The organism is Paraburkholderia sp. NMBU_R16, assembly GCF_013282575.1.
In the GTDB taxonomy this organism is placed as follows: Bacteria; Pseudomonadota; Gammaproteobacteria; order Burkholderiales; family Burkholderiaceae; genus Trinickia.
Genome location: NZ_JAAAYE010000007.1, coordinates 57424 through 82885, shown reverse-complemented (window position 1 = coordinate 82885; position 25462 = coordinate 57424). Strand labels below are relative to the sequence as shown.

Annotated in this window: 25 protein-coding genes and 1 riboswitch; of the genes, 16 read left to right on the top strand and 9 right to left on the bottom strand. The window is 64.1% G+C overall.

The window, feature by feature from the left end:
- Positions 1-120: 120 nt before the first annotated feature.
- On the top strand, positions 121-882 hold the full coding sequence (locus GWC77_RS05265; RefSeq protein WP_173255820.1) for a phytanoyl-CoA dioxygenase family protein: 762 nt from the start codon (positions 121-123) through the stop codon (positions 880-882).
- 16 nt (positions 883-898) lie between these two features.
- Here the strand turns inward: GWC77_RS05265 and GWC77_RS05260 are convergent, their stop codons facing one another.
- On the bottom strand, positions 899-1111 hold the full coding sequence (locus tag GWC77_RS05260; protein ID WP_173255819.1) for a DUF3185 family protein: 213 nt from the start codon (positions 1109-1111) through the stop codon (positions 899-901).
- 160 nt (positions 1112-1271) lie between these two features.
- Here GWC77_RS05260 and mgrA point away from each other — a divergent pair, with 160 nt between their 5' ends.
- Positions 1272-2318 (top strand): L-glyceraldehyde 3-phosphate reductase, encoded by a 1047-nt coding sequence (mgrA, locus tag GWC77_RS05255; protein ID WP_173255818.1) that lies wholly within the window; start codon positions 1272-1274, stop codon positions 2316-2318.
- Between the two features lie 31 nt (positions 2319-2349).
- Here mgrA and GWC77_RS05250 read toward each other — a convergent pair whose 3' ends face one another.
- The 3 genes from GWC77_RS05250 to GWC77_RS05240 form a co-directional block, all read right to left on the bottom strand.
- Entirely contained in the window at positions 2350-2532 is a 183-nt protein-coding gene (locus tag GWC77_RS05250; protein ID WP_173255817.1) for a hypothetical protein, read from the bottom strand.
- Between the two features lie 173 nt (positions 2533-2705).
- On the bottom strand, positions 2706-2951 hold the full coding sequence (locus GWC77_RS05245; RefSeq protein WP_173255816.1) for a hypothetical protein: 246 nt from the start codon (positions 2949-2951) through the stop codon (positions 2706-2708).
- A gap of 191 nt (positions 2952-3142) precedes the next feature.
- On the bottom strand, positions 3143-3304 hold the full coding sequence (locus GWC77_RS05240; protein WP_173255815.1) for a hypothetical protein: 162 nt from the start codon (positions 3302-3304) through the stop codon (positions 3143-3145).
- On the opposite strand from GWC77_RS05240, the gene GWC77_RS05235 reads away from it, so the two are divergent.
- Positions 3303-3518 (top strand): hypothetical protein, encoded by a 216-nt coding sequence (locus tag GWC77_RS05235; RefSeq protein ID WP_173255814.1) that lies wholly within the window; start codon positions 3303-3305, stop codon positions 3516-3518. The two genes, GWC77_RS05240 and GWC77_RS05235, sit on opposite strands and share 2 nt — an antisense overlap.
- A gap of 115 nt (positions 3519-3633) precedes the next feature.
- Positions 3634-4680, top strand: coding sequence for a serine/threonine protein kinase (locus tag GWC77_RS05230; RefSeq protein WP_173255813.1), 1047 nt, complete (start codon positions 3634-3636; stop codon positions 4678-4680).
- A gap of 22 nt (positions 4681-4702) precedes the next feature.
- On the opposite strand, the gene GWC77_RS05225 is transcribed toward GWC77_RS05230, so the two are convergent.
- The 3 genes from GWC77_RS05225 to GWC77_RS05215 all read right to left on the bottom strand — a co-directional run bounded on the left by GWC77_RS05225 (position 4703) and on the right by GWC77_RS05215 (position 9012).
- Positions 4703-6121: a coniferyl aldehyde dehydrogenase gene (locus GWC77_RS05225; protein WP_173255812.1), complete on the bottom strand. Its 1419-nt coding sequence runs from the start codon at positions 6119-6121 to the stop codon at positions 4703-4705.
- Positions 6122-6167: 46 nt separating this feature from the next.
- Entirely contained in the window at positions 6168-7859 is a 1692-nt protein-coding gene (locus GWC77_RS05220; protein WP_173255811.1) for an isovaleryl-CoA dehydrogenase, read from the bottom strand.
- 208 nt (positions 7860-8067) lie between these two features.
- Complete coding sequence (locus GWC77_RS05215) at positions 8068-9012, bottom strand: LysR family transcriptional regulator (protein WP_173255810.1); 945 nt, start codon at positions 9010-9012, stop codon at positions 8068-8070.
- Positions 9013-9159: 147 nt separating this feature from the next.
- Here GWC77_RS05215 and GWC77_RS05210 point away from each other — a divergent pair, with 147 nt between their 5' ends.
- Together GWC77_RS05210 and GWC77_RS05205 are read left to right on the top strand one after the other, a co-directional pair.
- Positions 9160-9570: a CidA/LrgA family protein gene (locus GWC77_RS05210; protein ID WP_254366814.1), complete on the top strand. Its 411-nt coding sequence runs from the start codon at positions 9160-9162 to the stop codon at positions 9568-9570.
- Positions 9571-9626: 56 nt separating this feature from the next.
- Entirely contained in the window at positions 9627-10364 is a 738-nt protein-coding gene (locus tag GWC77_RS05205; RefSeq protein WP_173255808.1) for an LrgB family protein, read from the top strand.
- Positions 10365-10401: 37 nt separating this feature from the next.
- On the opposite strand, the gene GWC77_RS05200 is transcribed toward GWC77_RS05205, so the two are convergent.
- Positions 10402-11169, bottom strand: a complete 768-nt coding sequence (locus GWC77_RS05200) for a hypothetical protein (protein WP_173255807.1) — start codon at positions 11167-11169, stop codon at positions 10402-10404.
- A gap of 214 nt (positions 11170-11383) precedes the next feature.
- Positions 11384-11489, top strand: a riboswitch (S-adenosyl-L-homocysteine riboswitch).
- A 31-nt stretch (positions 11490-11520) separates the two neighbouring features.
- Here GWC77_RS05200 and ahcY point away from each other — a divergent pair.
- The 3 genes from ahcY to metF all read left to right on the top strand — a co-directional run bounded on the left by ahcY (position 11521) and on the right by metF (position 14304).
- A complete protein-coding gene (gene ahcY, locus GWC77_RS05195; protein WP_173255806.1) occupies positions 11521-12942 on the top strand; it encodes an adenosylhomocysteinase in 1422 nt (473 codons plus the stop codon).
- Positions 12943-13100: 158 nt separating this feature from the next.
- Positions 13101-13454, top strand: coding sequence for a phage holin family protein (locus GWC77_RS05190; RefSeq protein WP_173255805.1), 354 nt, complete (start codon positions 13101-13103; stop codon positions 13452-13454).
- Positions 13455-13476: 22 nt separating this feature from the next.
- On the top strand, positions 13477-14304 hold the full coding sequence (metF, locus tag GWC77_RS05185; protein ID WP_173255804.1) for a methylenetetrahydrofolate reductase [NAD(P)H]: 828 nt from the start codon (positions 13477-13479) through the stop codon (positions 14302-14304).
- A 108-nt stretch (positions 14305-14412) separates the two neighbouring features.
- On the opposite strand, the gene GWC77_RS05180 is transcribed toward metF, so the two are convergent.
- Positions 14413-16446 (bottom strand): hypothetical protein, encoded by a 2034-nt coding sequence (locus GWC77_RS05180; RefSeq protein WP_173255803.1) that lies wholly within the window; start codon positions 16444-16446, stop codon positions 14413-14415.
- Between the two features lie 291 nt (positions 16447-16737).
- Between GWC77_RS05180 and GWC77_RS05175 the strand changes: the two genes are divergently transcribed.
- The 7 genes from GWC77_RS05175 (at position 16738) to GWC77_RS05145 (ending at position 25450) form a co-directional block, all read left to right on the top strand.
- Positions 16738-18387, top strand: a complete 1650-nt coding sequence (locus tag GWC77_RS05175) for an ABC transporter substrate-binding protein (protein ID WP_173255802.1) — start codon at positions 16738-16740, stop codon at positions 18385-18387.
- A gap of 171 nt (positions 18388-18558) precedes the next feature.
- On the top strand, positions 18559-20193 hold the full coding sequence (locus GWC77_RS05170) for an ABC transporter substrate-binding protein (protein ID WP_173255801.1): 1635 nt from the start codon (positions 18559-18561) through the stop codon (positions 20191-20193).
- Positions 20194-20329: 136 nt separating this feature from the next.
- Positions 20330-21340 carry an ABC transporter permease subunit gene (locus tag GWC77_RS05165; protein WP_173255800.1) on the top strand — a complete coding sequence of 337 codons (1011 nt, stop codon included), beginning with the start codon at positions 20330-20332 and terminating at the stop codon, positions 21338-21340.
- 12 nt (positions 21341-21352) lie between these two features.
- Positions 21353-22270 carry an ABC transporter permease subunit gene (locus GWC77_RS05160; RefSeq protein ID WP_173255799.1) on the top strand — a complete coding sequence of 306 codons (918 nt, stop codon included), beginning with the start codon at positions 21353-21355 and terminating at the stop codon, positions 22268-22270.
- A 36-nt stretch (positions 22271-22306) separates the two neighbouring features.
- The gene (locus GWC77_RS05155; RefSeq protein WP_173255798.1) at positions 22307-23305 is read left to right on the top strand and encodes an ABC transporter ATP-binding protein; all 999 of its coding nucleotides are present in this window, start codon (positions 22307-22309) and stop codon (positions 23303-23305) included.
- Complete coding sequence (locus GWC77_RS05150) at positions 23302-24318, top strand: peptide ABC transporter ATP-binding protein (protein WP_173255797.1); 1017 nt, start codon at positions 23302-23304, stop codon at positions 24316-24318. The genes GWC77_RS05155 and GWC77_RS05150 overlap by 4 nt, the downstream gene beginning before the upstream one ends.
- Positions 24311-25450, top strand: a complete 1140-nt coding sequence (locus GWC77_RS05145; protein WP_367948999.1) for a TraB/GumN family protein — start codon at positions 24311-24313, stop codon at positions 25448-25450. The genes GWC77_RS05150 and GWC77_RS05145 overlap by 8 nt, the downstream gene beginning before the upstream one ends.
- The last annotated feature ends 12 nt before the right edge of the window (positions 25451-25462 follow it).

The window sequence follows — 25462 nt, the reverse complement described above, 5'->3', positions numbered from 1 at the left end:
CGGGGTCCACCCGAGCGCATTCATGCACAATGGCGGTGCGCCGGCACGCGTGCCGTGCGCGCTCCGGCGCTTTAAAATAAATCGTTTCCGACCACCCGCCACCGGCGAACGGACCGTTTCATGTCAGAGCATTCGAAAAAAGAACAGGTGCAGGCGCTGCGCGAACGCGGTTTCGTGGTCGTGCCGGGCTTGGTATCGCCCGAGCGGTGCGCCGCAATCAAAGCCCGCGCGCAGGAACAATTGCGGGAAGCCGCGCAGCCGGTCGAATATGAGGCCGATTTGCGCTATCCCGGCGCGCCCGAGACCAGGCACGCGCCGGGCGGCCATACGGTCCGGCGGCTGCTCGATGCGTATGCGCGCGATGCGCTGATGCGCGAATGGGCGAGTTCGCCCGAGATTCGCGGCTGGATGGAGCTTTACTTCGGCGAGACGCCGCACCTGTCGCGCGCCCATCACAACTGCGTGATGACGAAGCATCCGGCGTACGGCAGCCTGACCGGATGGCATCGCGACGCGCGCTACTGGTCGTTCGAGCGCGACGATCTCGTTTCGACATGGCTCGCGCTCGGTCCCGAATTCGTCGAAAACGGCGCGCTCTGGCTCGTGCCCGGCTCGCATGCCATGACTTTCACGTCGGAGCGTTTCGACGCGGCGAAATTCCTCCGCGCCGACTTGCCCGAGAACAAGTCGATCATCGAAACGGCCGTTTGCCCCAAACTGCAGACAGGCGATGTCGTCTTCTTTCACTGCAACACGCTGCATTCGGCCGGTCGCAACCAGACCGACGAGGTCAAGTTCTCGCTCGTTTTCACTTACCATGGCGCGAGCAACGTCCCGTTGCCGGGCACGCGTTCGGCTTCGAAACCGGAGATCGTGCTGTAGTGCCGGCGGGGGCGATTCAGCCCTTGCGGCCCGGGCCCGTCGATATGAGTCCGATGAGACCCGCGAGTGTCGCCACGATGCCGCCGGCAATGAGCCATATCGTCTTGTTCGTCGGGGCGCCCGTGAACATGCGCGACATATCGTTGGCGAGAGAATGGAACGATTGCCCGCCGAAATAGAGCAATATGACGCCGCCCGCGAGTAACGCAATCGAGATCGCTTTGATCATGGAGAAGTTTCCGTCATTGGCACGCTAACGGCGCAGTGTATGAAAGTTGCACCGTCGATGTCCACCCGGCGCGCATCCGGCTGCCGATTTTTCGATGCACAATGCGCGAGGCATCGGCAGTACCGCACGTCATTTGTCGACCCGCATGAAAGGACCTCCTATGGGCTATGAAGCTGCTTCGCAACGCTATTCGGACATGCAGTACCGCACTTGCGGCAAGTCGGGCTTGAAGCTGCCGGCCTTGTCGCTTGGCCTATGGCACAACTTCGGCGATACGACGCCGTTATCGACGCAGCGCGAAATCCTGCGCACCGCGTTCGACCTCGGCGTCACGCACTTCGATCTGGCCAATAACTACGGCCCGCCCTACGGCACCGCCGAGACCAACTTCGGGCGGCTTTTCAAGGACGACTTCCGCCCTTATCGCGACGAATTGCTGATTTCGACCAAGGCCGGCTGGGACATGTGGCCGGGACCGTATGGTCAGGGCGGGGGCTCGCGCAAATACGTACTGGCCAGCCTCGATCAGAGCCTCGCGCGAATGGGGCTCGACTATGTCGATATCTTCTATTCGCATCGCTTCGATGCGGATACGCCGCTCGAGGAGACGGCCGGCGCGCTGGCGAGCGCAGTGCAGCAAGGCAAGGCGCTCTATGTCGGCATTTCGTCGTATTCGGCCGCAAAGACGCGCGAAATGGCCCGGTTGCTCGGTGAGTACAAAGTACCGCTGCTGATCCACCAGCCCGCTTACAACATGCTCAACCGCTGGATCGAGCACGAACTGCTCGATGCGCTGGAACAGACTGGAACCGGTTGCATCGCCTTCACGCCGCTGGCGCAGGGACTGCTGACTTCCAAGTATTTGAATGGCGTGCCGGCCGACGCGCGCATCAACAAGCCGGGTGGCGGTTCGCTGCAGCAAAGCCATTTGAGCCCGCAGAACATCGAGCACGTGCGCAAGCTCAACGCGATCGCCGAGCGGCGCGGCCAGAGTCTCGCGCAAATGGCGCTGGCGTGGGCGCTTCGCGATGGGCGCGTCACTTCGGTGCTGATCGGCGCGAGCCGGGCCGAGCAGGTGCGCGAGAACGTCGGGGCGCTCGCGCAACTCGCGTTTTCGGCCGAAGAACTTGCCGAAATCGATCGTTATGCGACAGAGGGTGGGATCAACCTCTGGGAAAAGCCCTCGACGGATCAGCCGATCCGCTAAGGAGGCGGCATCCGCCCGCGCTGCCGCACCGCTAGACGAGCGCGGGCAACCCTTCCACGAGCACGACCGCGAACACGACGCCGAGCAGCGCGCCGAACACGCGGAGCACGTTGTGGACGAACCTGGAGGAGGTCGGCAGCGCGCCGAGAAACAGCGCGCCTGCGAGCGCCATCGGGATCATGAGAATGAAGTCGCTGACCGTGAACGTCGCCATGCCCGCCTCCTTGCTCGCAGCCCGCGCAGGATTGGCTGCCGGTGCAAGCTGTAATCGTCGCGCCGGCGAAACCGCGGCGCGTTATTGATCGAGTATAGGAGATGGCGCCGCCCTTGGCGGCTATATCCTGGGCGGCGTCATATACGCGAAGGGCTTGTTCGTTGCGTGCCGTTTCAACCGTCGACGCCAGGGGCGGCGGGCCGGGCCTTCGCGGCGGCGGGTGCGCCGGGAGCGGGCGCGGGCGTATCGCCGCGCTGTGGATGCTGCATATCGGGCAGCGGCTGGACCGGCGCGGCATCGGACACCTTGGCGGTGGTCGATGTCGGCTTGACGTAATCGGGCCCGTGCGCGCACGCGCCGAGGGCCAGTATCGCAGCGCCGGACACGGCGGCAATCGCGTAGGGCAGCAACGTGTTCATCGATGATCTCCTTGTCCCGAGCGCTCGAGCGGGGGCATGCTCGCGCTCCGTACAAAACGCGCGTCTCGGATCACGCGCAAAGCCGAACCCGGCCTACAGCACCAATCGTACCCCGGGGCACGCGCCGCCGGCAGGCGGAATTCGACAGTACTTTGTAAGGGTGATCGCGGGAAGTGACGGCAGATAGCCCGTTACATTCTGCTTTGCACTGCGGCCGGTTCCGGCAACAATGCCTGCATGTGCCAAGGTGTCATCGAATGTGCGTTTTGCCCCGCCATACGGTTGTCTGCCGGCTCGGGCGCGTTGTCGTCGCGCATCTTCATCATCCACCACTGACACGGGGGAAACATCATGCAAGTCGGTTCGATCGTCAGGTCGGTGCATATCGCCGTGCCCACGGGCGCGCGCGGCATCGTCATGCGCATACTCGGCGATATGGCGATGGTCGTCTGGTACGCCGGTGAACCCGGCGCATCGCTGCAACTGAGCACCGAGCCTTTTTTCCTCGAAGATCTCATCGATACCGGGGAACTCGTCGCGCGTCCGGCTGGCGCGCTCGTCCACTGACGGGCCCGCCGCCCGATAGCCAACGCCGGCCCCGACAGGCGGGCCCTGAGGGCGATGCCGGCTCGCCCAACTGCGCGTGGATGCCGCACGCGTGCCGTTACGGCACAATGCCGGCATGAACGATCATTTTTCCGACGGACCTGGCGTGGACGATCAGTCGCCCACGCACCCCTCCACGCACCCCTTTACGCGGCTCACGCCCGAGTGCGTGCTCGATGCGCTCGATACGGTGCTCGCGCCGACCGGTGTGCGCACCGATGGGCGGCTGCTGCCGCTGAACAGCTACGAAAACCGCGTCTATCAGGTCGGCGTCGAAGACGGACCGCCGGTCATCGCCAAGTTTTATCGGCCCGAGCGCTGGTCCGACGAGGCGATTCTCGAAGAGCACGCCTTCGTCGCCGAGCTCGTCGAGCATGAGATTCCCGCTGTGCCGGCCCGTATCGTCGAATCGCGTACCTTGCATACATTCGACGGTTTTCGCTTTGCCGTCTTCGAGCGGCGAGGCGGGCGCGCGCCCGATCTCGACCGGCGCGATACGCTCGAATGGATGGGGCGCTTCATCGGGCGCATTCATGCGGTGGGCCGGCGCGTGCCCTACGCCGTGCGTCCGACGCTCGACATTGCGTCGTTCGGCCGCGAGCCGCGCGATTACCTGCTGGGTCACGGCTTCATTCCGGCCGAGCTGCGTGACGCCTATGCCGCGGCGGCTGCGATGGCGCTCGATGCGGTCGAGCGCGCGTTCGAGGCGGCCGGCGACGTGGCGCATCTTCGGCTGCACGGAGACTGCCATGCGAGCAACGTTCTATGGACCGATGCCGGCCCACACTTCGTCGATTTCGACGATTCCCGCATGGGCCCGGCGGTGCAGGACCTCTGGCTGCTGTTGCCGGCCGGACGAGCCGATGCGTCAGCCGCGTTGACCGATCTGCTTGCCGGGTACGAGGACTTCTGCGACTTCGAGCCGCGCGAGCTCCATCTGGTGGAAGCGCTGCGCACGCTGCGGCTGATCCATTACGCGGCGTGGCTCGCGCGTCGGTGGGACGACCCGGCGTTTCCGGCCGCCTTTCCGTGGTTCAACACGCAGCGTTATTGGGAAGCACGCGTGCTCGAACTACGCGAGCAGATCGGCGCGATGCAGGAAGGGCCGCTCTGGCCGGTCTGAGCGTCCATCGGACTCGCCACGGTCAGAGTTTCAGCATCGTGGCGATGATGGCCCGAAAGCGCGGCCCGTACGGTGGCAGCAGCAGCGATCGCGCGTTCAGGCGCGCCTGCACGAACACCGGCTTGAGCTTCGAGAAAGTCAGGAATCCTTCATGACCGTGATACGCGCCCATTCCGCTCGCGCCCACGCCGCCGAAAGGCAGTCCCTCGCATGCGATATGCAGCAGTGTCTCGTTGACCGAAACGCCACCTGAGACGGTATGGCGCAGCACGCGCTCGACGTTCGAACGATCGTCGTCGAACAGATAGAGCGCAAGCGGGCGTTCGCGGCCATTGACGTAGCGAATGGCCTCGTCGAGCGTCTCGTACGGGACGAGCGGCAACAGCGGGCCGAAGATTTCTTCGCGCATGGCGGCGGTGTCCTCGGGCGCGTTCGTGACGACGCACGGTACAAAGACGCGGCGGGCCGCATCGTTGGGCGCGTCGGACAGCGGATGGAGCTGCGCGCCTGCTCGAACGGCCTCGTCGGCCATGCGCACGAGCCGCGCATAGTGACGCTCGGCCACGATCGAGGTGTAATCGCGATCGCGGCCGAGATCGGGGTACAGCTTGGCCACGCGGGCGCGGGCGCGCTCGATGAAGGCGGCCACGCGCTCGCGCGGCAACAGCACGTAGTCGGGCGCGATGCAGGTCTGGCCCGCGTTCAGCGTCTTGCCCGCGACGATGCTGTCCACCGCGGCGTCGAAACGGGCCTGCGGGCCGATGATCGCAGGGGATTTGCCGCCCAGTTCGAGCGTGACCGGCGTGAGATTGCCGGCCGCGGCGCGCATGACTTCGCGGCCCACCGCCGTGGAGCCCGTGAACAGCAGATGATCGAATGCAAGTCCGCAAAACGCCGCGCCGACCGCCGCATCGCCGGTCACGACGCTCACATGGTCGCGCGCGAACGTCTGCGCAATCAAACGCGCGAACAGCGCGGAGGTGCGTGGCGCAAGTTCCGACATCTTCACCATTGCGCGGTTGCCGGCCGCCAGCGCGCAGACGAGCGGGCCGACGGATAGCAGCAGCGGGTAGTTCCACGGCGCGACGATGCCGACGACGCCGAGCGGCTGCGGCATCACTTTCGCGCGCGCCGGTCGGAGCCAAATGCCGGTGGCGCGGCGGCGCGCGCGCATCCACCGCTTGCCGTGCCGAAGCGCCGCATCGATTTCATTCTTGATGAGCCAGACTTCGGAGAGCAGCACTTCGGCGTTCGCGCGTTGGCCGAAATCCGCGTCGACGGCCGCCGCCAGTGCGTCGCGGTGATCGAGCAGCATGGCGCGCAACGCTTTCAGATGCGAGGCGCGCTGTGCCCAGTCGGGGTACGGCATGCGCAAGAAGGCCGCGCGCTGAGCGTGCAGCAAGTCGCCGAGCGCTGCATCATCGGGTAAATCGTTGTTCATGGCGTCGTCGCTCCCTATGTCGATCCAACGCGCGTTCCGCGCTCGCTCAATGCTCGAATGCGCGCGCGATAACGGCTGAGTGATCGAATGACGCCGGCAGCGTTCCATAGACGCGGCCACACCGGCCGGCACCCTGCCCGAGCCGCGTTGCGATGAAGGCGTCGGCACTCGCCGCGGGCGCCGCCTCGAGCATCGACACAGCTTGCGCGCACAGGACGATGTGCTGCGCGAGCCGGCGCGCCAGCACTTCGCGCGCGTCCGGGGGAGCACCGAGCAAGGCCTCGAGTTCGGCGAGGGCGGTGCCGAGCACGGCGTGTCCGTCGGCATTCCGTCGCCATTGCGCCAGTAGCGCTTGCGCACCGGGCGGATCGCGTTCGATCGCGCGCAGCACATCCAGGCACATGACGTTGCCCGACCCTTCCCAGATCGAATTGACCGGGGCCTCGCGGTAAAAGCGCGCCATCGGGCTCTCTTCGACATAGCCGTTGCCGCCGAGTACTTCCATTGCCTCGCCGGTGAACTCGAGCGCGCGCTTGCATACCCAGAACTTCGCCGCGGGCGTGACGATGCGCCGCCAGGCACGCTCGGCATCGCTGTCGGCCCCGGCTTCGCCCGCATCGGCGGCGAGGTGCGCATCGAACGCGCGCGCAAGCCGCATGAAGAGCAGGGTCGCCGCCTCCGATTCGAGCGCCAGATCGGCTAGAACGTTGCGCATCAGCGGCTGTTCGGCGAGCCGCTTGCCGAATGCCATCCGATGACGCGCGTGGTGGATGGCCTGCACGAGCGCCGCGCGCATCAGTGCGGCACTGCCGATTACGCAGTCGAGCCGCGTGTAGTTCGCCATCTCGATGATCGTCGGTACGCCCCTGCCCGGCTCGCCGACCATGATCCCGAAAGCATCGAGGAATTCGACTTCGCTGCTCGCGTTCGAGCGATTGCCGAGCTTGTCCTTGAGCCGCTGGATTTGGATCGCGTTGCGCGTGCCGTCGGGGGCGAAGCGCGGCACGTAGAAGCACGACAGTGCTTCGTCGTCGTCGGCACGCGCTAAAACGAGATGGGCGTCGGATTGCGGCACCGAGAAAAACCACTTATGCCCCACGAGCCGGTAGGCGTTGCCGCGCCCTCCTCGATCCAGTGCGAACGCCCTCGTGCGATTGGAGCGAACGTCGGAGCCGCCTTGCTTTTCCGTCATGCCCATGCCAATCAGCATCGAGCGCTTCTCGTCGAGCGGCGCGTCGCGCGGATCGTGCTCGCGCGAATAAAGCTTGTCGGCCAGCGCCGCGAAGAGCGCCGGCTCCCGACGCAATACCGGAATACTCGCGAACGTCATCGTCAACGGGCACAGCGAACCCGATTCGAGCTGGGCATGCAGGAAGTAGCCGGCGCATCGCGCCACCATGGCGCCGGGGCGCGGCTCGGAAAACGGCAGCGCGTGCAGGCCTTCTTCGCGCAGCAATTCGAGCAGCCGGTGCCAACTGGGGTGGAATTCGAGTGTGTCGATGCGCTCGCCGCGCGGGCTGTAGGTAAACAGTTCGGGGGCGTGGCGATTGGCGAGCTCGGCTAGCGCCAGAATCTCGCGCGTGCCGATGCGTGCGCCGTCGCGCACGAGCGCCTCGGCGTGCCAGTGCGCGCCCTCGCGATCGACGGCTGCGGCGAGCACCGGGTCGCTCGCAAAAAGGTTATAGCCTTCGAGCGGCGGCGTTTGGTTCGTGACTTCGTGCGTGCTCTGCGGGGTCATGACGCGTCTCCGTTGTGGCGGTCGCTGCGCTTGGCGGCTCGCGACGCTTCATGCGGCGCCGGTGGCGTCGTCGGTGCATCGCACCTGCATCATAGGTTCTGACCGGGCCGAACGATTAGAGGAAGGGCTCGCGACAACGATCGGACGCCTCATGCCGGCTGTCTGTCGATTGCACCGCCGATGGCGGCGAGGTCACGCCCCGCACGGCTCACCAAACGTCTGGACTGCCGGCCGCCTTGCCGGTGCGCGCATAGACGAAATCGTCGCCTGGCTGGCCCGGCAGCGTTTCCCGCGCCACGTCCAGCCAAGCACGGGCGGCATGCGAGAGATAGCCGTTGCGCCGCCAGCCGATCGCCATCTCCCAGGGGATTTCGGGCTCGCCCAGCGGACGGCAGGTGAAGTGCGCCGGATCGAGACGGTCGCAGTACGGGGCGGGCAGCAACGCGATGCCCAGCCCCGCGTGCACGAGCGCCGCCATGAAGTCCCAATGGCTGCTGCGCGCGACGATCGTCGGAGCGAATCCCGATTGCCGGCACGCTCGCGTCACGACATCGTTCAATGCAAGGCTTTCGCCGTAAAAGACGAACGGTTCTTCGGCAAGGTCGGCGAGCCCGACCCGCTCCACGTTGTCCCAGCGCGTGCCGGTGCGCGCCACGAGCCACAGAAGCTGCCGCGACATCGGAAGCACATCGAACAGCTCCGCGTCGACGGGCAACAGCAAGCCGCCGAGCTCGAGCTCGCCCGCGGCGAGTGCGGCTTCGATGCCGCGGGAGCCTTGCTCGAAAAGCTTCAGCTCGATCTTGGGATAGCGACGCTTGAATTCGGCGATGGCCGGCGTAAAGAGCGAGCCGCCCATCGGCGGAATGCCGACGGTGAGCTCGCCGCGTCCCAGCGTGCCGATATCGTCGAGCTCGGCCTGTAGCCGCGTGTGCGCGGCCAATACGTCCTGGCCGCGCTGGAACACGATGCGGCCTTCGTCGGTAAGCACCATTTGCCGGCCTTCGCGCAGGAGGAGCGGCGCACCGACCTCCTCTTCGAGCGCCTTCACCATCTTGCTGATGGTCGGCTGTGTGACGAAAAGACGCTCGGCTGCGAGCGTGAAGCTCTGCTGCCGCACGACTTCGACGAAATAACGCAGCGCGCGCAATTCCATGGCCTGCCCTCCCAGCTTTTTGAGGAGCGAAGCCGCCCCACGGCCGACGTTGTTCCAAATTGGAATGGATCGGATGATTTTAAGTCATTTTATTTATGGGCGCGAGCTGACTACACTCGGTTCATGAAGTCAATAGGGAGTTTTGCCATGACCGTCAAGCGCATCCGGAACTTCGCGCAAATCGTTGCGCAAAGCGCACTGCTGGCCGCACTCTGGTTCATCGCGGACCAAGCCGCACGGCGCTTGAGTCTGCCGGTGCCGGGCAGCGTGGTCGGCTTGGCGACGTTGCTGGCCCTGCTGCTCACCGGTGGCATCGCGCCGAAGTGGGTGAAGGCGGGGGCGGACTGGCTGCTTTCGAACATGCTGCTTTTCTTTATTCCGGCGGCCGTCGCCGTCGTCCAGTACGGCGGGCTTTTCAAGTCCGACGGCTGGCGGCTCGCGCTCGTGGTCGTGGCCGGCACGTTGACCGTCATGGTTGCGGTGGCCTTCACCGTCGATCAGGCGGCGCGCCTCGAACGCCGACTGGCCATGCGGCATGCGCGCGTCGCGCGCGGCTGATGGCTCGTCCGCGCATTTTTCACGCGTCGGATCGCCGCACCTAACGGAACATGACCATGCTTGCCTCGATCTTGTCATCGCCGGTGTCCGCGTTCGGTCCGCAAGCCATCGCGGCCGTCTGCTTCGCGCTGACGATCGCGCTCTATGCCGCGGGCAAGCGGCTTTATGCGCGATTTTCGCGCCCGTGGCTGACGCCGCTCGTGGTGGTGCCCGCGTTGCTCGCGACGCTCGTGGTCATCGCCCATGTTCCCTATGCCGTGTATTTTGCCGATACGCGCTGGCTCATGTGGCTGCTCGGGCCGGCGACAGTCGCATTCGCCGTGCCGATCTACGAATACCGCGAACTGATGAAACGCCATTGGCTCTCGCTCGCTGCGGGCGTGTCCGTCGGCATCGTCGTCGCCGTGAGTGGCTCGTTCGCCTTGGCCAAGCTCCTGCACCTGGCCCCTGACGTCGCGCGCAGTCTGCTTACGCGTTCGGTATCGACTCCGTTCGCGCTCGCCGTGTCCGATGAGATCCATGCGCCCCGGCAACTGACGGCGCTGTTCGTCATCGCCACGGGTGTCTGCGGCATGCTGCTCGGTGAGTTCGTCTTGGCGCTGATGCCGCTTCGCACGCGGCTCGCCCGCGGTGCGCTGTTCGGCGCGGCGGCCCACGCGGTCGGCACCGCAAAGGCGCGCGAACTCGGCAGCGAGGAGGGCGTGATCGCTAGCCTCACGATGATGATCGCGGGCGTCGTCATGGTGCTGATCGCCCCGCTGATCGGCTCGCTGCTCGGCGGCGCGTTCGGATAACACGCGCCGCCGTTGCGACGGCCCTGTGGCTCGCCGCTCAGTGACCGAATGCGGGGGAAAAGCCCGCCCACACTTCGTCGTTGGGCAGCAGGCGCCGCTGGGTTTTGATCTGGCGGCTGATCGGCAGATCGTGCAAAGGCGCTTTCGGCGGCAGGCAGGCCTCGTTGCGCTTGCGCTCGACCTGCGGATCGTGTCGGGCGTTGATCCGCGGCACTTCGCACGTGAGATCCGCGACGGGGATGCGTCCCCCGTTACGCACACCGAGCGTGAGCGGATCCCGCGATGCGTCGCACTTCAAGTCGGTCAATTCGTGCTGTCCCTGGAAGTAGATCCACCAGCGCCCTTGCTCGTACTTGAGGAATGCGAAACCACGTCGTTCCGTGCGGACCTGTCCCATCCCGAACCGGTCCCCGCAGACGTGTCCATAGTCGCCGAAGGTCATCGCCGCGGCGAGGCCGAGCCGCTTCGGCGTGCTGTCGTGATGCCGGTAATACTCCGGCTGCAAACGGGCGCTTCCGCCTTGCACGTGATAGACGCGATACGCGTCGTTGCCGATCTGGTCCACCAGCAGCGAGCAACCGCTGAAGTCGGGGGTGAAGACGAAGTATTTTCCACATGGCTTCGTGGGGATGTCGCAATAGCCGCCTTGCGGCACCCAGTAGCCGAGGAGTATTTCATCGGTACGGCTGCCCGCGCCCCAGTAGCCGAGATGGACGGTCGATCCGTTGACGGTCGACGGTATCTGCAAATCGAAAGCCGCTCCGCCTGCGCCGCCTGTCTGAATAGCCTTCGCGGAGATCGCCATCTGGCTGATGAACCCTCGGGTAGCTTTACGAAAGTGGCTGTTCAATCCCAACGACATAAGCATCCCTTTTTTGACACAAACATCCGGGCACTATCCGGAACGGCCGCGAGACCGGCAACGAGAAAAGTCTTGTTTATCCGACTGCGGAATCGCAGCCTTGGGCAGCATGCGACGTCGAGACCGTTGCGCGCATGTTTTTGCTACAATTCCCCCCGTTTCCGAGGAGCGTTGCGACGAGGCTTTGCCCGCCAGGCTCGGAAACTTCAATCGGACCCCGCCAACAGACGCGCGGCGGTTCCATCGAACGGCGCTCACGTCTATTTCTAGAACTCATTTAGAAAGGAGGGCGTGATGAACGCCGCAGTTATCGAATCGAATCAATCGCAGGATTTCGTTGTCGCCGATCTCTCGCTTGCGGACTGGGGCCGCAAGGAGCTCAACATCGCCGAGACCGAAATGCCCGGGCTCATGCAGATCCGCGAAGAATACAAAGCCGCGCAACCGCTCAAGGGTGCGCGCATCGCGGGCTCGCTGCATATGACGATTCAGACGGCCGTGCTGATCGAGACGCTCGAGGCGCTCGGCGCCGACGTGCGCTGGGCTTCGTGCAACATCTTTTCGACGCAGGACCACGCCGCCGCGGCCATCGCCAAGGGCGGCACGCCCGTCTTCGCGTTCAAGGGCGAATCGCTCGACGAGTACTGGGAATTCTCGCACCGTATCTTCGAATGGCCGAACGGCGAATTCGCCAACATGATTCTCGATGACGGCGGCGATGCCACGTTGCTGCTCATCCTGGGTTCGAAGGCGGAGAAGGATCGCAGCGCGATCGCCAAGCCGACGAACGAAGAGGAAACCGCGCTCTTCAAATCGATCGAGCGCCATCTCGCCATCGATCCGACGTGGTATTCGAAGCGCCTCGCGCAGATTCGCGGCGTGACCGAGGAAACCACCACGGGCGTGCACCGCCTCTACCAGATGGAAAAGGATGGCCGTCTGCCGTTCCCGGCCATCAACGTCAACGATTCGGTGACGAAGTCGAAGTTCGACAACCTCTACGGCTGCCGCGAATCGCTCGTCGACGGCATCAAGCGTGCGACCGACGTCATGATCGCCGGCAAGGTCGCGGTCGTGGCGGGCTACGGCGACGTGGGCAAGGGTTGCGCGCAGTCGCTGCGCGGGCTCGGCGCAACGGTCTGGGTCACGGAAATCGATCCGATCTGCGCGCTGCAGGCGGCGATGGAAGGCTATCGTGTCGTGACGATGGAGTACGCCGCCGACAAGGCCGACATCTTCGTCACGGCGACGGGCAACTATCACGTCATCACGCACGCGCATATGAAGGCGATGCGTCACAACGCCATCGTCTGCAATATCGGTCACTTCGATTCGGAGATCGACGTTGCTTCCACGCGCCAGTACACGTGGGAAAACATCAAGCCGCAAGTCGATCACATCGTGTTCCCCGATGGCAAGCGCATCATTTTGCTGGCCGAAGGCCGCCTCGTGAATCTCGGCTGCGCGACGGGCCACCCCTCGTTCGTCATGTCGAACTCGTTCGCCAATCAGACGCTCGCGCAAATCGAGTTGTTCACGCGCGGCGCCGAGTATGCGAACAAGGTCTATGTGCTGCCGAAACATCTCGACGAGAAGGTCGCGCGTTTGCATCTTGCTCGAATCGGCGCGCAGCTGACCGAGCTCACGAACGATCAGGCGAGCTACATCGGCGTCGACAAGAACGGTCCGTTCAAGCCGAATCACTACCGTTATTGACCGGTCAGCTTCGCCCCGGCGCGTATGGCATGCTTGCGCGGAACGCGCCGGCCGGCGGCCGCCCGTTGCCAGCCTCGGCCGGCGGCGGGCCTCGCCTTGCGTCCGGCGGCGACCCCGAACCGATACTGAAACGAATCGAAACCGAAAGGAGTCTTGAGATGACCGTGCTGCTGACCTGGCTGATCAATGCGCTCGCGCTCTTGATCATCACCTACCTGGTGCCGTCGATCCATATTCGCAGCTTCGGTACCGCGCTCATCGTCGCGCTCGTGCTCGGGCTCATCAATGCCGTGCTTCGTCCCGTACTGATTCTGCTCACGTTGCCCGTGACGATCGTTACGCTCGGGGTTTTCATTCTCGTCGTCAACGCGCTTTGCTTCTGGCTCGCGGCGTCGCTACTGAAAGGCTTCGAAGTGTCGGGATTCTGGTCGGCTTTTTTCGGCTCGATTCTGTACAGCATCGTGTCGTGGTTGCTGTCGGCCCTCATATTCGGCAATCGCAGCCTAGGCTGATTGCCGTTCTTCTGTCGCCACCATGGCCACCATCGAAATCTCTTTCGAATTTTTTCCGCCGAAGACGCCCGACGGCGTCGAGAAGCTACGCGCCACCGCCGCGCAGCTCGCGCGGCTCGCGCCGAAGTTCGTCTCGGTCACGTTCGGGGCGGGCGGTTCGACCCAGCAAGGGACGCTCGATACCGTCCTCGAACTGGCGCGCGACGGGCTGGAAGCCGCGCCTCATTTGTCGTGCATCGGCTCGTCGAAGCAGAGCCTGCACGATATCCTCGAGCGCTATCGCAGTCACGGCATCCGCCATATCGTTGCATTGCGCGGCGATTTGCCTTCGGGCATGGGTGAGGTCGGCGAGCTGCGCTATGCGTCCGAGCTCGTCGCCTTCATTCGCGCCGAATACGGCGATTGGTTCCGCATCGAAGTCGCGGGCTATCCCGAATATCACCCGCAGTCGCGCTCGCCGCAAAAAGATCTCGAGAACTTTGCACGCAAGGTCAAGGCGGGGGCCAACTCGGCCATCACGCAGTACTTCTACAACGCGGACGCCTATTTCCGCTTCGTCGAAGATGTGCGTAAGCTCGGCGTCGATGTACCGATCGTGCCCGGCATCATGCCGATCACGAACTACTCGCAACTGATGCGCTTTTCCGATATGTGCGGTGCGGAAGTGCCGCGCTGGATCGCGCGCCGGCTCGAAAGCTTCGGCGACGATCGCGAGTCGATTCGCGCGTTCGGACTCGATGTCGTCACCCGGCTTTGCGAGCGCCTCGTAAAAGAAGGTGCGCCGGGGCTGCATTTCTACACGCTCAATGGCGCCGCGGCAACGAAGGCGATTTGCGAGCGGTTGGGCTGAACGCCCGCCGGTCGCCGGATCAGCCGAGTAGTCCTGGCACCGCGCGGGTACCGATGCTGCGGGGATGTCGTTCCCCGCGGCATCAGCGAACCGGATGGCCGGGACGGCTTACATTTCAAGCGACTGAGCGCTGGCGTTCTTCAGCGGGAATGCCGTGATGACCATCCCGTTCTGGCCGAGCACGATTCGCACATTTCTGATGGCGAAAAGACGTTGGCCCTGTCGGAACGTGAAGTACTCGAACGTGCGGACGACGTTGCCGTTGCGTGAGCGCGTCTGCCTGAATTGGGCGAATGGATCGGTCAAGGCAGCCATGATCACCTGTGTGAGCACGTCGCGCCCGTTCACCGAAAGCCCGGGCAGACGACTCTGCCAGTCGTCCCGGTGCCCCGCATCGTCGCCACCGCCTCCGCCGGGTGCCCAGATGTGTTCGATTCCATATTTGAACCGGACGTTGCCGCGAAGCGTGGGATCGTTGATGTAGATCAGGCCGAGATTGTCGCCGGTCGGCGCGCGATCTCTGGCGATCGCTGTCGTGAACTGGGCGAAATGATCGCCGGCCATGCCCGGAGGCAGGCTCCTGCCCGTGTTGCGGAATTCCCGGACCAGTCGCGTGAACCCCGGCGTGCCGCGCAGATGGAAACGGTCGCTGTCGTCGACATGCGGCGGTAGGGCCACCGTCGGGCCGGTCTCGCCTAGCTGCCTCTTCGCTTTTTTGACGCAAAGCGTGAATTCGTCGTCCGCGCCGTTTTTCACCTCGTTCGAGCCATCGTCTTTTTGCTTGATGACGCAGCTTGCCTTGACGACTTTCTCCTTCTTGTTCTTCTTCTTTTTGATCGTTTCGTTGACGTTTGTCGCAGCATCCGAGACGCGCACGATCGCCTTGGCCGCGTTGAGCGCCTGCTCGGCCCGGTTCAGATCGGCGTTGAGCCACCGGTCGAGTTCGGCGTTGCCGGTGCGCAGCGTACCCGTGCCCTGTTGATCGGGCGCGAACATGCGAGCGATGCTGGCAAGCAATTCATCGACTTCCAGCGGGGTGAGCTCGCCAATGGCCGCAACCGCACGCCGGTCTTCGTCGGTGCACGGTTGCTCGCCCTCTCCGGCGAGGTGGTTGGCATTGCAAAACTGGACGTCCATCGCGGCATCGAATGCATCGGTATGACCGAGTTCTCGCGGCTCCAGCGCGGAGGCTTCGAAAACGGTCGGCTCGGGCAGGCGCGGGATGTCCTGCGGATCGGTCACTTCCACGAGCGGCAGGGGTGCCGCAATGTCTTCGTTGGGATGGGGATCGAACGAGCAAAGATCTGCGCGGCCGAAGTAGACGTCCAACAACAACGGCAGCATCAGATTGCTCATGTCGAAGATGACGTTGTTCAGGCATCGCTTGTCGCGCCGGCGGCCGCCCGAATCGGCCCGCAGATCGAGCGTTCGCTGTTCGATGAAGGGCAAACGGTTGGTAGAGGCCCGCAGCGGATGGAGCACGTTGTCCTGGTCCCCGCGCACGAGCCCCGCACGCAACGGTGCTTGCCGCCAATGAGACCAGTTGCTTTCGTCCACCGCAAGCGCAATGTCATTGGCCAGCGTGCGCCCGGTGACAACGTGCATGCCTTGCACGGTGGCCTCGTTGACGGTGAGAAGCAAGTTGCCTTTGCCGTTGGACGACGATGTGTCGTCGAGACGCGGAACGACATACAGCGTCACCATGAAATGTGTCGCGCTGGAAGAGCTGACGCTCACCGTCTGCGCCCACCGGCGGGTGCCATCTTGCCAAGTCGACCCCCTGTCGGTCCGCAGGAAGGGATTTTGGGATTTCGAAAGGGAAAGGCCGCCATAGACCACGTACAACGCGTGATTGTAGAACTCGACGATGAACTGGGCGGACTCGTCCTGCGATGCGATGGCGACATTGCTGGCTCTCGGCACCAGCATGCGAATGGCTCGCAGGTGGCTCGCCTCGACGCCCGACATATCGGGGGCGGAGGACACCGGGCGCGCACCCTGAAATTGAGGAAACGTGTTGGCATCGACTTGCTGAAGGATGCCGACGCCGTTCGAGCGCGTTTCGCTTCGCATGCGGTAGTCGCCTGAATCGGCGAGCGCGTCGAGCGAAACGACCGATGCAGTCGCTAACAGCAATGCCAAGGGGATCGTGCGGATACGGACCGATAAACAACGAAACATCTATGCCTCTATGAGTGAACGAATCGAAAACGCGAAACGCGGCGAACGCGCTTGACTGCGGTGCGCAGGCTAACCGCCAGGTGAGAGAGACAGCGCTGTTCGCGAAAATCTAGGACCGACTCCAGAGCAATGGGCCCGAGATGTTGGCCGAATCAGCTTGTCATCCTCGATTCGCCCTGGCCGCTGATCCGCGGACCGCGCTGCGAACGCGCCGTGCTACGCTTGTGCGGCCCGGTTACCGAAGGAGTGCCCATGTCGGTCCGTCATCCGCTTTTTCGCCTACGTTCGACTTCGTTCATCGTTTCAGCCGCCGCAGCGGCCGCAGCGGCCAGCGCCATCTTCGGCAGCATCGCTTGCGGGGCCGCCGAGCTTCCCGCCAAAACACTCGTCTACTGCTCCGACGCGAGCCCCGCGGGCTTCGATCCGGCGCAATACACGAGCAGCGTCGAAAATTCGGCTGCGGCCTATACCGTCTATAACCGGCTCGTCGAATTCGAGCATGGCGGCACAAAAGTGGAACCCGGGCTGGCCGAGTCCTGGGAGGTTTCGCCGGACGGCAAGACCTATACGTTCCATCTGCGCCACGGCGTGAAGTTCCAGACGACTTCGTTCTTCGAGCCGACGCGCGCGTTCGACGCCGATGACGTCGTCTTCACGTTCGAGCGCATGCTCGATCCGAACCAGCCGTTTCGCAAGGCCTATCCGGTCGCGTTTCCCTATTTCACGGATCTGCGCCTCGACAAGACCATCGAGCGCATCGACCGGATAGATGCGTACACGGTGAGATTCAAACTGGCGTCCGTCAATGCACCGTTCCTTTCGCAGCTGGCGATGCCGTTTGCGTCCGTGCTCTCGGCCCAGTATGCGCAGCAACTGCTGAACGCGGGCAAGGCGTCGGAGATCAACAGCGCTCCGGTGGGGACGGGGCCGTTCATTTTCCGCGGCTATACGAAAGATGCGTCGATCCGTTTCGACGGCAATCCCAATTACTGGAAGCCGGGCGCCGCGCGCTTGAGGCGGCTGATTTTCTCGATTACACCTGACGCCGGCGTGCGCGAACAGAAGCTCAAGCGCAACGAATGCCAGGTCATGACCTACCCGCGCCCGGCCGACATCGCCTCGCTCAAAGCCGATCCCGATTTGCAGGTGCCGTCGCAAGCCGGCTTCAATCTTGGCTATCTTGCCTACAACACGACGAAAAAGCCGCTCGATAACGTCGACGTGCGCCGAGCGCTCGACATGGCGATCGACAAGCGGTCGATTCTGGCAGACGTATATCAGGGCGCGGGCCTGATCGCGAGCCATCCGATGCCGCCCACGCAGTGGTCTTACGACGAGTCGATCGCCGACGCGCCGCGTGACATCGCCAAAGCGAAGCGGCTGCTCGCCGATGCCGGATTCAAGGACGGCTTCGAGATCACATTGTGGGCAATGCCGGTGCAGCGCGCTTACAACCCGAATGCGCGGCTCATGGCGGAGATGATCCAGGCGGACTGGGCGAAGATCGGCGTGAAGGCGAACATCGTGACCTACGAGTGGGGCGAATATGTGAAACGCGCGCACGCGGGCGAATACGACACGCTGCTGATCGGTTGGACGGGCGATTACGGCGACCCGGACAATTGGCTGGGGGTATTGCTGGGTTGCTCGGCCGTGGGCGGCAGCAACTTCGCGAGATGGTGTTACAAGCCGTTCGACGATCTGATCGTCAAGGCGCGGGAAACGACCGATACAGCGGAGCGCACGAAACTCTACCGGCAGGCACAACGCATTTTCGCCGATCAACGCCCGTTCACGCCGATCGCTCATTCACTCGTCTATCAGCCGCTGCGCAAGGAGGTGACGGGCTTCAAGATCGATCCGTTCGGACCGACGCAGTTCTGGAACGTAGGCTTGCATTAGCGGAAGCCAGGCGCCGAGGCATTGGCCCGAACTGGGCCGGGCCCCCTTCTTGCGACCCGCGCCAGCGCTGTGGCCAACCCGACATCGTATATTTTCGACCGCTTGTTCGGGTAATCAAAGGTCAGTAATATCCGGCTACGCCGGCTAGCCGGACTACGACTTGGAGGAATGATGGAACTCAACAAACTGTTGCGTGCTGCGCGGGTCACCGCTCTCGCGGCCGCAGCCGTGACGGCATCGCTTGGCGCCGCGACGATCTCGCAGGCCGCGACGATTCCCAACAAGACCCTCGTCTACTGCTCGGAAGGCAGTCCCGCCGGTTTCGATCCCGCGCAGTACACGACCAGCGTCGATTTCAGCGCCAACACGTTTACCGTGTACAACCGCCTCGTCGAATTCGCGCGCGGCGGCACGAACATCGAGCCGGGGCTGGCCGAGAAATGGGAAGTCACGCCCGATGGCAAGACCTACACGTTCCATCTGCGTCACGGCGTCAAGTTCCAGACGACCTCGTTCTTCAAGCCCACGCGCGAATTCAATGCCGACGACGTCGTCTTTACGTTCGAGCGCATGCTCGATCCGAATCAGCCGTTTCGCAAGGCATACAACGTATCGTTCCCGTACTTCACCGACATGGGCCTCGACAAGCTCATCAAAAAGGTCGAAAAGGTCGATCCGTATACGGTTCGCTTCGAGCTGAACGAGGTCAACGCGCCGTTCATCCAGAATCTGGCGATGGAATACGCGTCGATTCTCTCGGCCGAATACGCGGACCAGTTGCTGAAGGCCGGCAAGGCCGCCGACATCAACCAGTTCCCCGTTGGCACGGGTCCGTTCATTTTCCGCAGCTATACGAAGGACGCGACGATCCGGTTCGACGGCAACCCCGATTACTGGAAGCCGAACACGGTCAAGGTCTCGAAGCTGATTTTTTCGATCACGGTCGATTCGAACGTGCGCTCCCAGAAGATCAAGCGCAACGAATGCCAGATCATGAGCTATCCGAAGCCGGCCGATATCGCCACGCTCAAGAGCGACAGCAATGTCGAGATGCCGAACCAAGCCGGCTTCAATCTCGGCTATCTCGCCTACAACGTGCAGCATAAGCCGCTCGACAATGTCGACGTGCGCCGCGCGCTCGACATGGCGATCAACAAGAAGGCGATTGTCGACTCGGTCTATCAGGGTGCGGGTCAGGCGGCGACACATCCGATGCCGCCGACCGAGTGGTCCTACGCCAAGGATTTGAAGGCCGCCTCGTACGATCCCGCGAAGGCGAAGGCGCTGCTCGAGAAGGCCGGCTATCCGAACGGCTTCGAAATCGCGCTGTGGGCGATGCCCGTACAGCGTCCCTACAACCCGAACGCGAAGCTGATGGCCGAAATGATCCAGTCGGACTGGGCGAAGATCGGTGTGAAAGCGAAGATCGTGACCTACGAGTGGGGCGAGTACATCAAGCGCGGCCATGCGGGCGAGCAAGACGCTTACCTCATCGGCTGGACCGGCGACAACGGCGACCCCGACAACTGGCTCGGGACGTTGCTGGGCTGCGAGGCGATCAACGGGAACAACTTCTCGAAGTGGTGCTACAAGCCGTTCGACGAACTCGTTCAAAAGGGCCGGACGACGACGGACCGCGCGCAGCGCACGAAGGTCTACGAAGAGGCACAAAAGATCTTCGCCGATCAACTGCCGTTCTCGCCGATCGCGCACTCGACGGTCTATCAGCCGACGACGAAGAACGTCGTCGACATGAAGATCGATCCGCTCGGCTATACCCGTTTCGACGGGGTGAGCCTCAAGTAGCCGCCGGCGTCGCTCCGGTATGTTCGATGGACGTCATTTGCGGTAACCGGAAGGTGCCGCAATCGATCCGGCGACAGGGGACATGCGCCTCTCGTCGCCGGTCGCATTTTTCCCCACGCAGATCAAGGGGCGAACCATGTTCCGATTCGTTTTGCGCCGCGTGGGAATGGTGATACCGACTTTCATCGGCATCACCATTCTCGCGTTCGCACTCATTCACCTCATTCCCGGCGATCCGATCGAAGTCATGATGGGCGAGCGCGGCGTCGATCCCGCGATGCACGCGGCGGCGCTGCACCGGCTCGGCCTCGACGAGCCGCTGCCGTTGCAGTACGTCCACTACGTGTGGCGCGCCTTGCACGGCAATCTCGGCACATCGATCATCACGAACACGAGCGTGATGGGCGAGTTCCTTGCGCGTTTCCCGGCCACCGTCGAGCTGTCGATCTGCGCGATGGTGTTCGCACTCGTGCTGGGTCTGCCGGCGGGCATCTTCGCGGCGCTCAGGCGCGGCACCGTCGTCGACCACGGTGTCATGGGCACGGCGCTGGCCGGCTATTCGATGCCGATCTTCTGGTGGGGGTTGATTCTCATCATGCTGTTTTCGGTGACGCTCGGCTGGACACCGGTCTCGGGCCGCATCGCCGTGGAGTACGATATTCCGCGCGTCACGGGCTTTTTGCTCATCGATTCGCTGTTCGTGCCCGACGAAGGTTCGTTCGTCTCGGCCGTGAGCCACCTGATTCTGCCTTCGATCGTACTCGGCACCATTCCGCTGGCCGTCGTGGCGCGCATGACGCGCTCGTCGATGCTCGAGGTGCTGCGCGAGGACTATATCCGCACGGCGCGCGCCAAAGGGCTCTCGCCGGCGCGCATCGTCATCGTGCATGCGCTGCGCAATGCGCTGATTCCGGTCGTGACGGTGATCGGGCTGCAAGTCGGCACGTTGCTGGCCGGCGCGGTGTTGACCGAGACTCTCTTCTCGTGGCCCGGCATCGGCAAATGGCTCATCGACGCGATCGGCCGGCGCGACTATCCGGTCGTGCAAGGCGGCATTCTGCTGATCGCCACGCTCGTCATCATCGTGAATCTTGCCGTCGATCTGCTCTACGGCGTGCTCAATCCGCGCATCCGTCACACGCGCTAGCGAGGCCCCGACATGGCAGACATACAAAACGCAATTCCGGAGGCCGTGACACCGGCGAGCGGCCGCAGGCTCGCCGCCCGCGAGTTCTGGCACAACTTCTCGCGCAATCGCGGCGCGGTGGCGGCGGGCGTCATCGTGCTCGTGTTCATCGTGCTGGCCGTGGCCGCGCCGATGGTCGCACCGCATAGTCCCATCGAGCAATATCGCGAGTTCGTCAAGATTCCACCCGCATGGCTCGCCGGCGGCAATTGGCACTTCGTGCTCGGCACGGACGAGGCGGGCCGCGATATCCTGTCCCGCCTCATCTACGGTGCGCGCATGTCATTCTGGATCGGCAGCGTATCCGTCGTGCTGGCGCTCATTCCGGGCATCGTGCTCGGGCTCGTCGCCGCCTTCTTCGAGAAATGGGCCGATACGCCGATCATGCGCCTCATGGACGTGTTGCTCGCGTTGCCCTCGCTGCTGCTCGCGGTGGCCGTCGTCGCGATCATCGGACCGGGTCTCGTCAATACGATGTTCGCGATCGCGATCGTCGCGCTGCCCGGCTATGTCCGCTTGACCCGGGCGTCGGCGCAAGGCGAACTGCACAAGGAGTACGTGCTCGCGTCGCGCGTGGCCGGCGCGGGGACGTTGCGGCTCATGTTTTCGCAGGTGCTGCCCAATTGCACCGCACCACTGATCGTGCAGGCGACGCTCGGCTTCTCGTCGGCTATTCTCGATGCGGCCGCGCTCGGTTTTCTCGGCCTCGGCGTTCAACCGCCGACGCCCGAATGGGGCGCGATGCTCGCCTCCGCACGCGATTACATCGACAACGCCTGGTGGATCGTCACCATGCCGGGTCTCGCGATACTGATCTCGGTCCTGGCGATCAATCTGCTCGGAGACGGGTTGCGCGATGCGCTGGATCCCAAATTGAAACGGATGGGATGAATGGAACGACCCCCACACTCACCGCGGGATACTGCCATGGGCGATCTTCTGACGATCCGCAATCTGTCGGTCACGTTCGGCGGCGCGCCTGCCGTCGACGGCGTGAACTTCTCCATCGCACCGGGCGAGGTCGTTGGCGTCGTCGGCGAATCGGGCTCGGGCAAGAGCGTGACGATGATGGCCGTCATGGGGCTCATCGACGCACCGGGCATCGTGACGGCCGATGAGATCGCCTTCGACGGGCGCGATCTCATGAATGCCTCGCCCAAGGAACGCCGCAAGACCGTGGGCAAGGACATCGCGATGGTGTTCCAGGACGCGCTGACGAGCCTCAACCCGAGCTATACGGTCGGCTACCAGATCAAGGAGGTCCTGCGGTTGCACGAGGGCCTGCGCGGCGCGGCGCTGGACGCCCGGGCGCTCGAATTGCTCGATCAGGTCGGCATTCCCGATGCGAAAAACCGCCTCGGCGCGTTTCCGCATCAGCTCTCGGGCGGTATGAACCAGCGTGTCATGATCGCCATGGCCGTTGCCTGCAATCCGAAGCTGTTGATCGCGGACGAGCCGACGACGGCGCTCGATGTCACCATCCAGGCGCAGATCATGGACTTGCTCGTCAGCTTGCAAAAGCAGCGCGGGATGGCGCTCGTGCTGATCTCGCACGATCTTGCCGTCGTCTCGGAAGTCGCGCAGCGGGTTGCCGTGATGTACGCGGGCGAGATCATCGAGACGAATCGCGTTCCCGACATCTTCGCGAGCCCTCACCACCCGTATACCGAGGCGCTGCTCGCGGCCATTCCCGAGCATAATTTCGGCGCGAAGCGTCTCGCCGCGCTGCCGGGTATGGTGCCCGGCCGGGACGACCGGCCGCGAGGGTGCCTGTTCGCGCCGCGCTGCAAGTATGTCGTCGACGATTGCTGGAAAGGCCGGCCCGAACTCGCGGCGCTGGAAGCGGGCAACGACGGCATGCGCGCGCGCTGCATCAAGCCGCTCAATCTCGATTCGATTCGCTCGACCCATGGAGGCGCACGATGAACGCAGTACCCGAGGCACCGCGTGCGCCTGAGCGCGGCGATGCCGTGCTCGTCGCCGAGGGGCTGACGAAACACTACCCGGTGCGTCGCGGTCTCTTCGGCCATGCCACGGTGAAAGCGCTCAACAACGTATCGTTTGCGCTCTCGCGCGGCAAGACGCTGGCCGTCGTCGGCGAATCGGGCTGCGGCAAATCGACGCTTGCACGTCAGTTGACGATGATCGAGACACCCACATCGGGGCGGCTCGTCATCGAGGGCGAGGACGTCGCCGGTGCGTCGCGCGAGCGCATTGCCCAGTTGCGTCGCCATGTGCAGATGGTTTTTCAGAATCCGTTCGCGTCGCTCAATCCGCGCAAGACCGTTGAGCAGACGCTCGGCGAGCCGCTCGCGATCAACTCGGCGCTCTCGGCGTCCGAGCGCGCCGGACGCATCGCTCATATGATGCGGACGGTCGGTCTGCGGCCCGAGCATGCCAAGCGCTACCCGCACATGTTTTCGGGCGGTCAGCGCCAGCGCATTGCGATCGCGCGTGCGATGATTCTGGATCCGCGCATCCTCGTGGCCGACGAGCCCGTTTCCGCGCTCGACGTCTCGATCCAGGCGCAGATTCTGAATCTTTTCATGGACTTGCAAGAGCAGTTCAAAACGAGCTACGTGTTCATCTCGCACAACCTGGCCGTCGTCGAGCATATCGCCGACGACGTGATGGTCATGTATTTCGGCGGCATCGCCGAGCTTGGCCCCAAGCAGACGATCTTCGCCAATCCGCGCCATCCCTATACGCGCTCGCTGATGTCGGCAACGCCGGCCATTTTCGAGTCGGATCGGCGCATCCAGATCAAGCTGCAAGGCGAATTGCCGTCGCCGCTCAATCCGCCTTCGGGCTGCACGTTCCATCAGCGTTGCCCGTATGCGATCGAGCAGTGCCGCATCGAGGAGCCGCGCTTGCGGGAAGTCGACGGGCGTCTCGTGGCTTGTCATCGCGCCGAGGAGGTGGGGGACGCGGATGCCTGATGCGCGGGCGGCGCGGCACGTGCGTGGCGGCGCGGCCGCCGGCATGCGGCGGCGCCGCTTGCGCGCATTCGTGTTGGTGCTGCTGCTGTCGAACGCCCTCGACTGCGAATCGCAGGCGGTACTCGGGCTCGCGCGCGCGGTGGCCGGACCGAGCGGCACGGCGGTGCCGCCGGTGCGTCTTCCGGCTTCGGCCGCTACCGCCCCCGCGTCGCCGGCGGCGCCTGCCGCCGTCATTCCCGGCTTTCACGGGCCGCCAGAGGCGTCGAGCACGAGTGCGAGCGGGCCGGTGGTCGCGCAGCCCGCGCATATGCCGTTTTACGTGGCGACGAAGGGCACGACGACGATCTACGTGCTGGGTACGCTGCACGTCGGCGATCCGGCCGACTATCCGCCGAGCGCGCCGTTCAGACGGCCGATCCTGGCGGCGCTTGCCGCCGCGCCGACGCTCGCGCTGGAACTTTCGCCGGACGACCTCATTTCCTCGCAAGACGACGTATCGAAATACGGCGTGTGCAACTACGCTTGCCTGCCGCGGCTTTTACCGGCGCCGCTCATGCGCAAGCTCGCCGCGCGGCTGCGCGACAACCCGGCCGCGCTCGCCGAGATCAAGAAGACGCGGCCGTGGCTCGCGGCACTGCTCGTCGAGACTTATGGCTCGTTGAGCGCGGGTCTTCAGACCGAATATGGCACCGAGGCGCAGCTGCAAAACGTCTACCTGCGCTCGCGCGGCAAGGTGGTCGGTCTGGAGACGCTCGGCGAGCAGATGCGCGCGTTCACGAATCTGACGCTGGCCGAGCAGCGCGAAATGCTCGCGCAGGATTTGGAGGAGACGCCGGAGCAGACGGTCGACGATGTCAAGGCGCTTCACCGGCTCTGGCGCGTGGGCGATGCCGATGCCATTTCGGCGTGGGCCTCGGCGAAGTCCGAGCGGCTCGCGGCATCGAAGGCCGCTGCCCGTTCGCTCGACAACAAGATCGTCTTCGAGCGCAATCGCCGGTTCACGGCGCGCATGCTCCAGCTCGCCGCGCCGAACCATCCGATATTCGTGGCGATCGGCGCGCTGCACCTGGGCGGGCGCAAGGGTGTCCTCGCGCTGCTGCGCGAGCGGGGGTTCGTCGTCGATCCGGCGTGAGCGGCGCGGGCT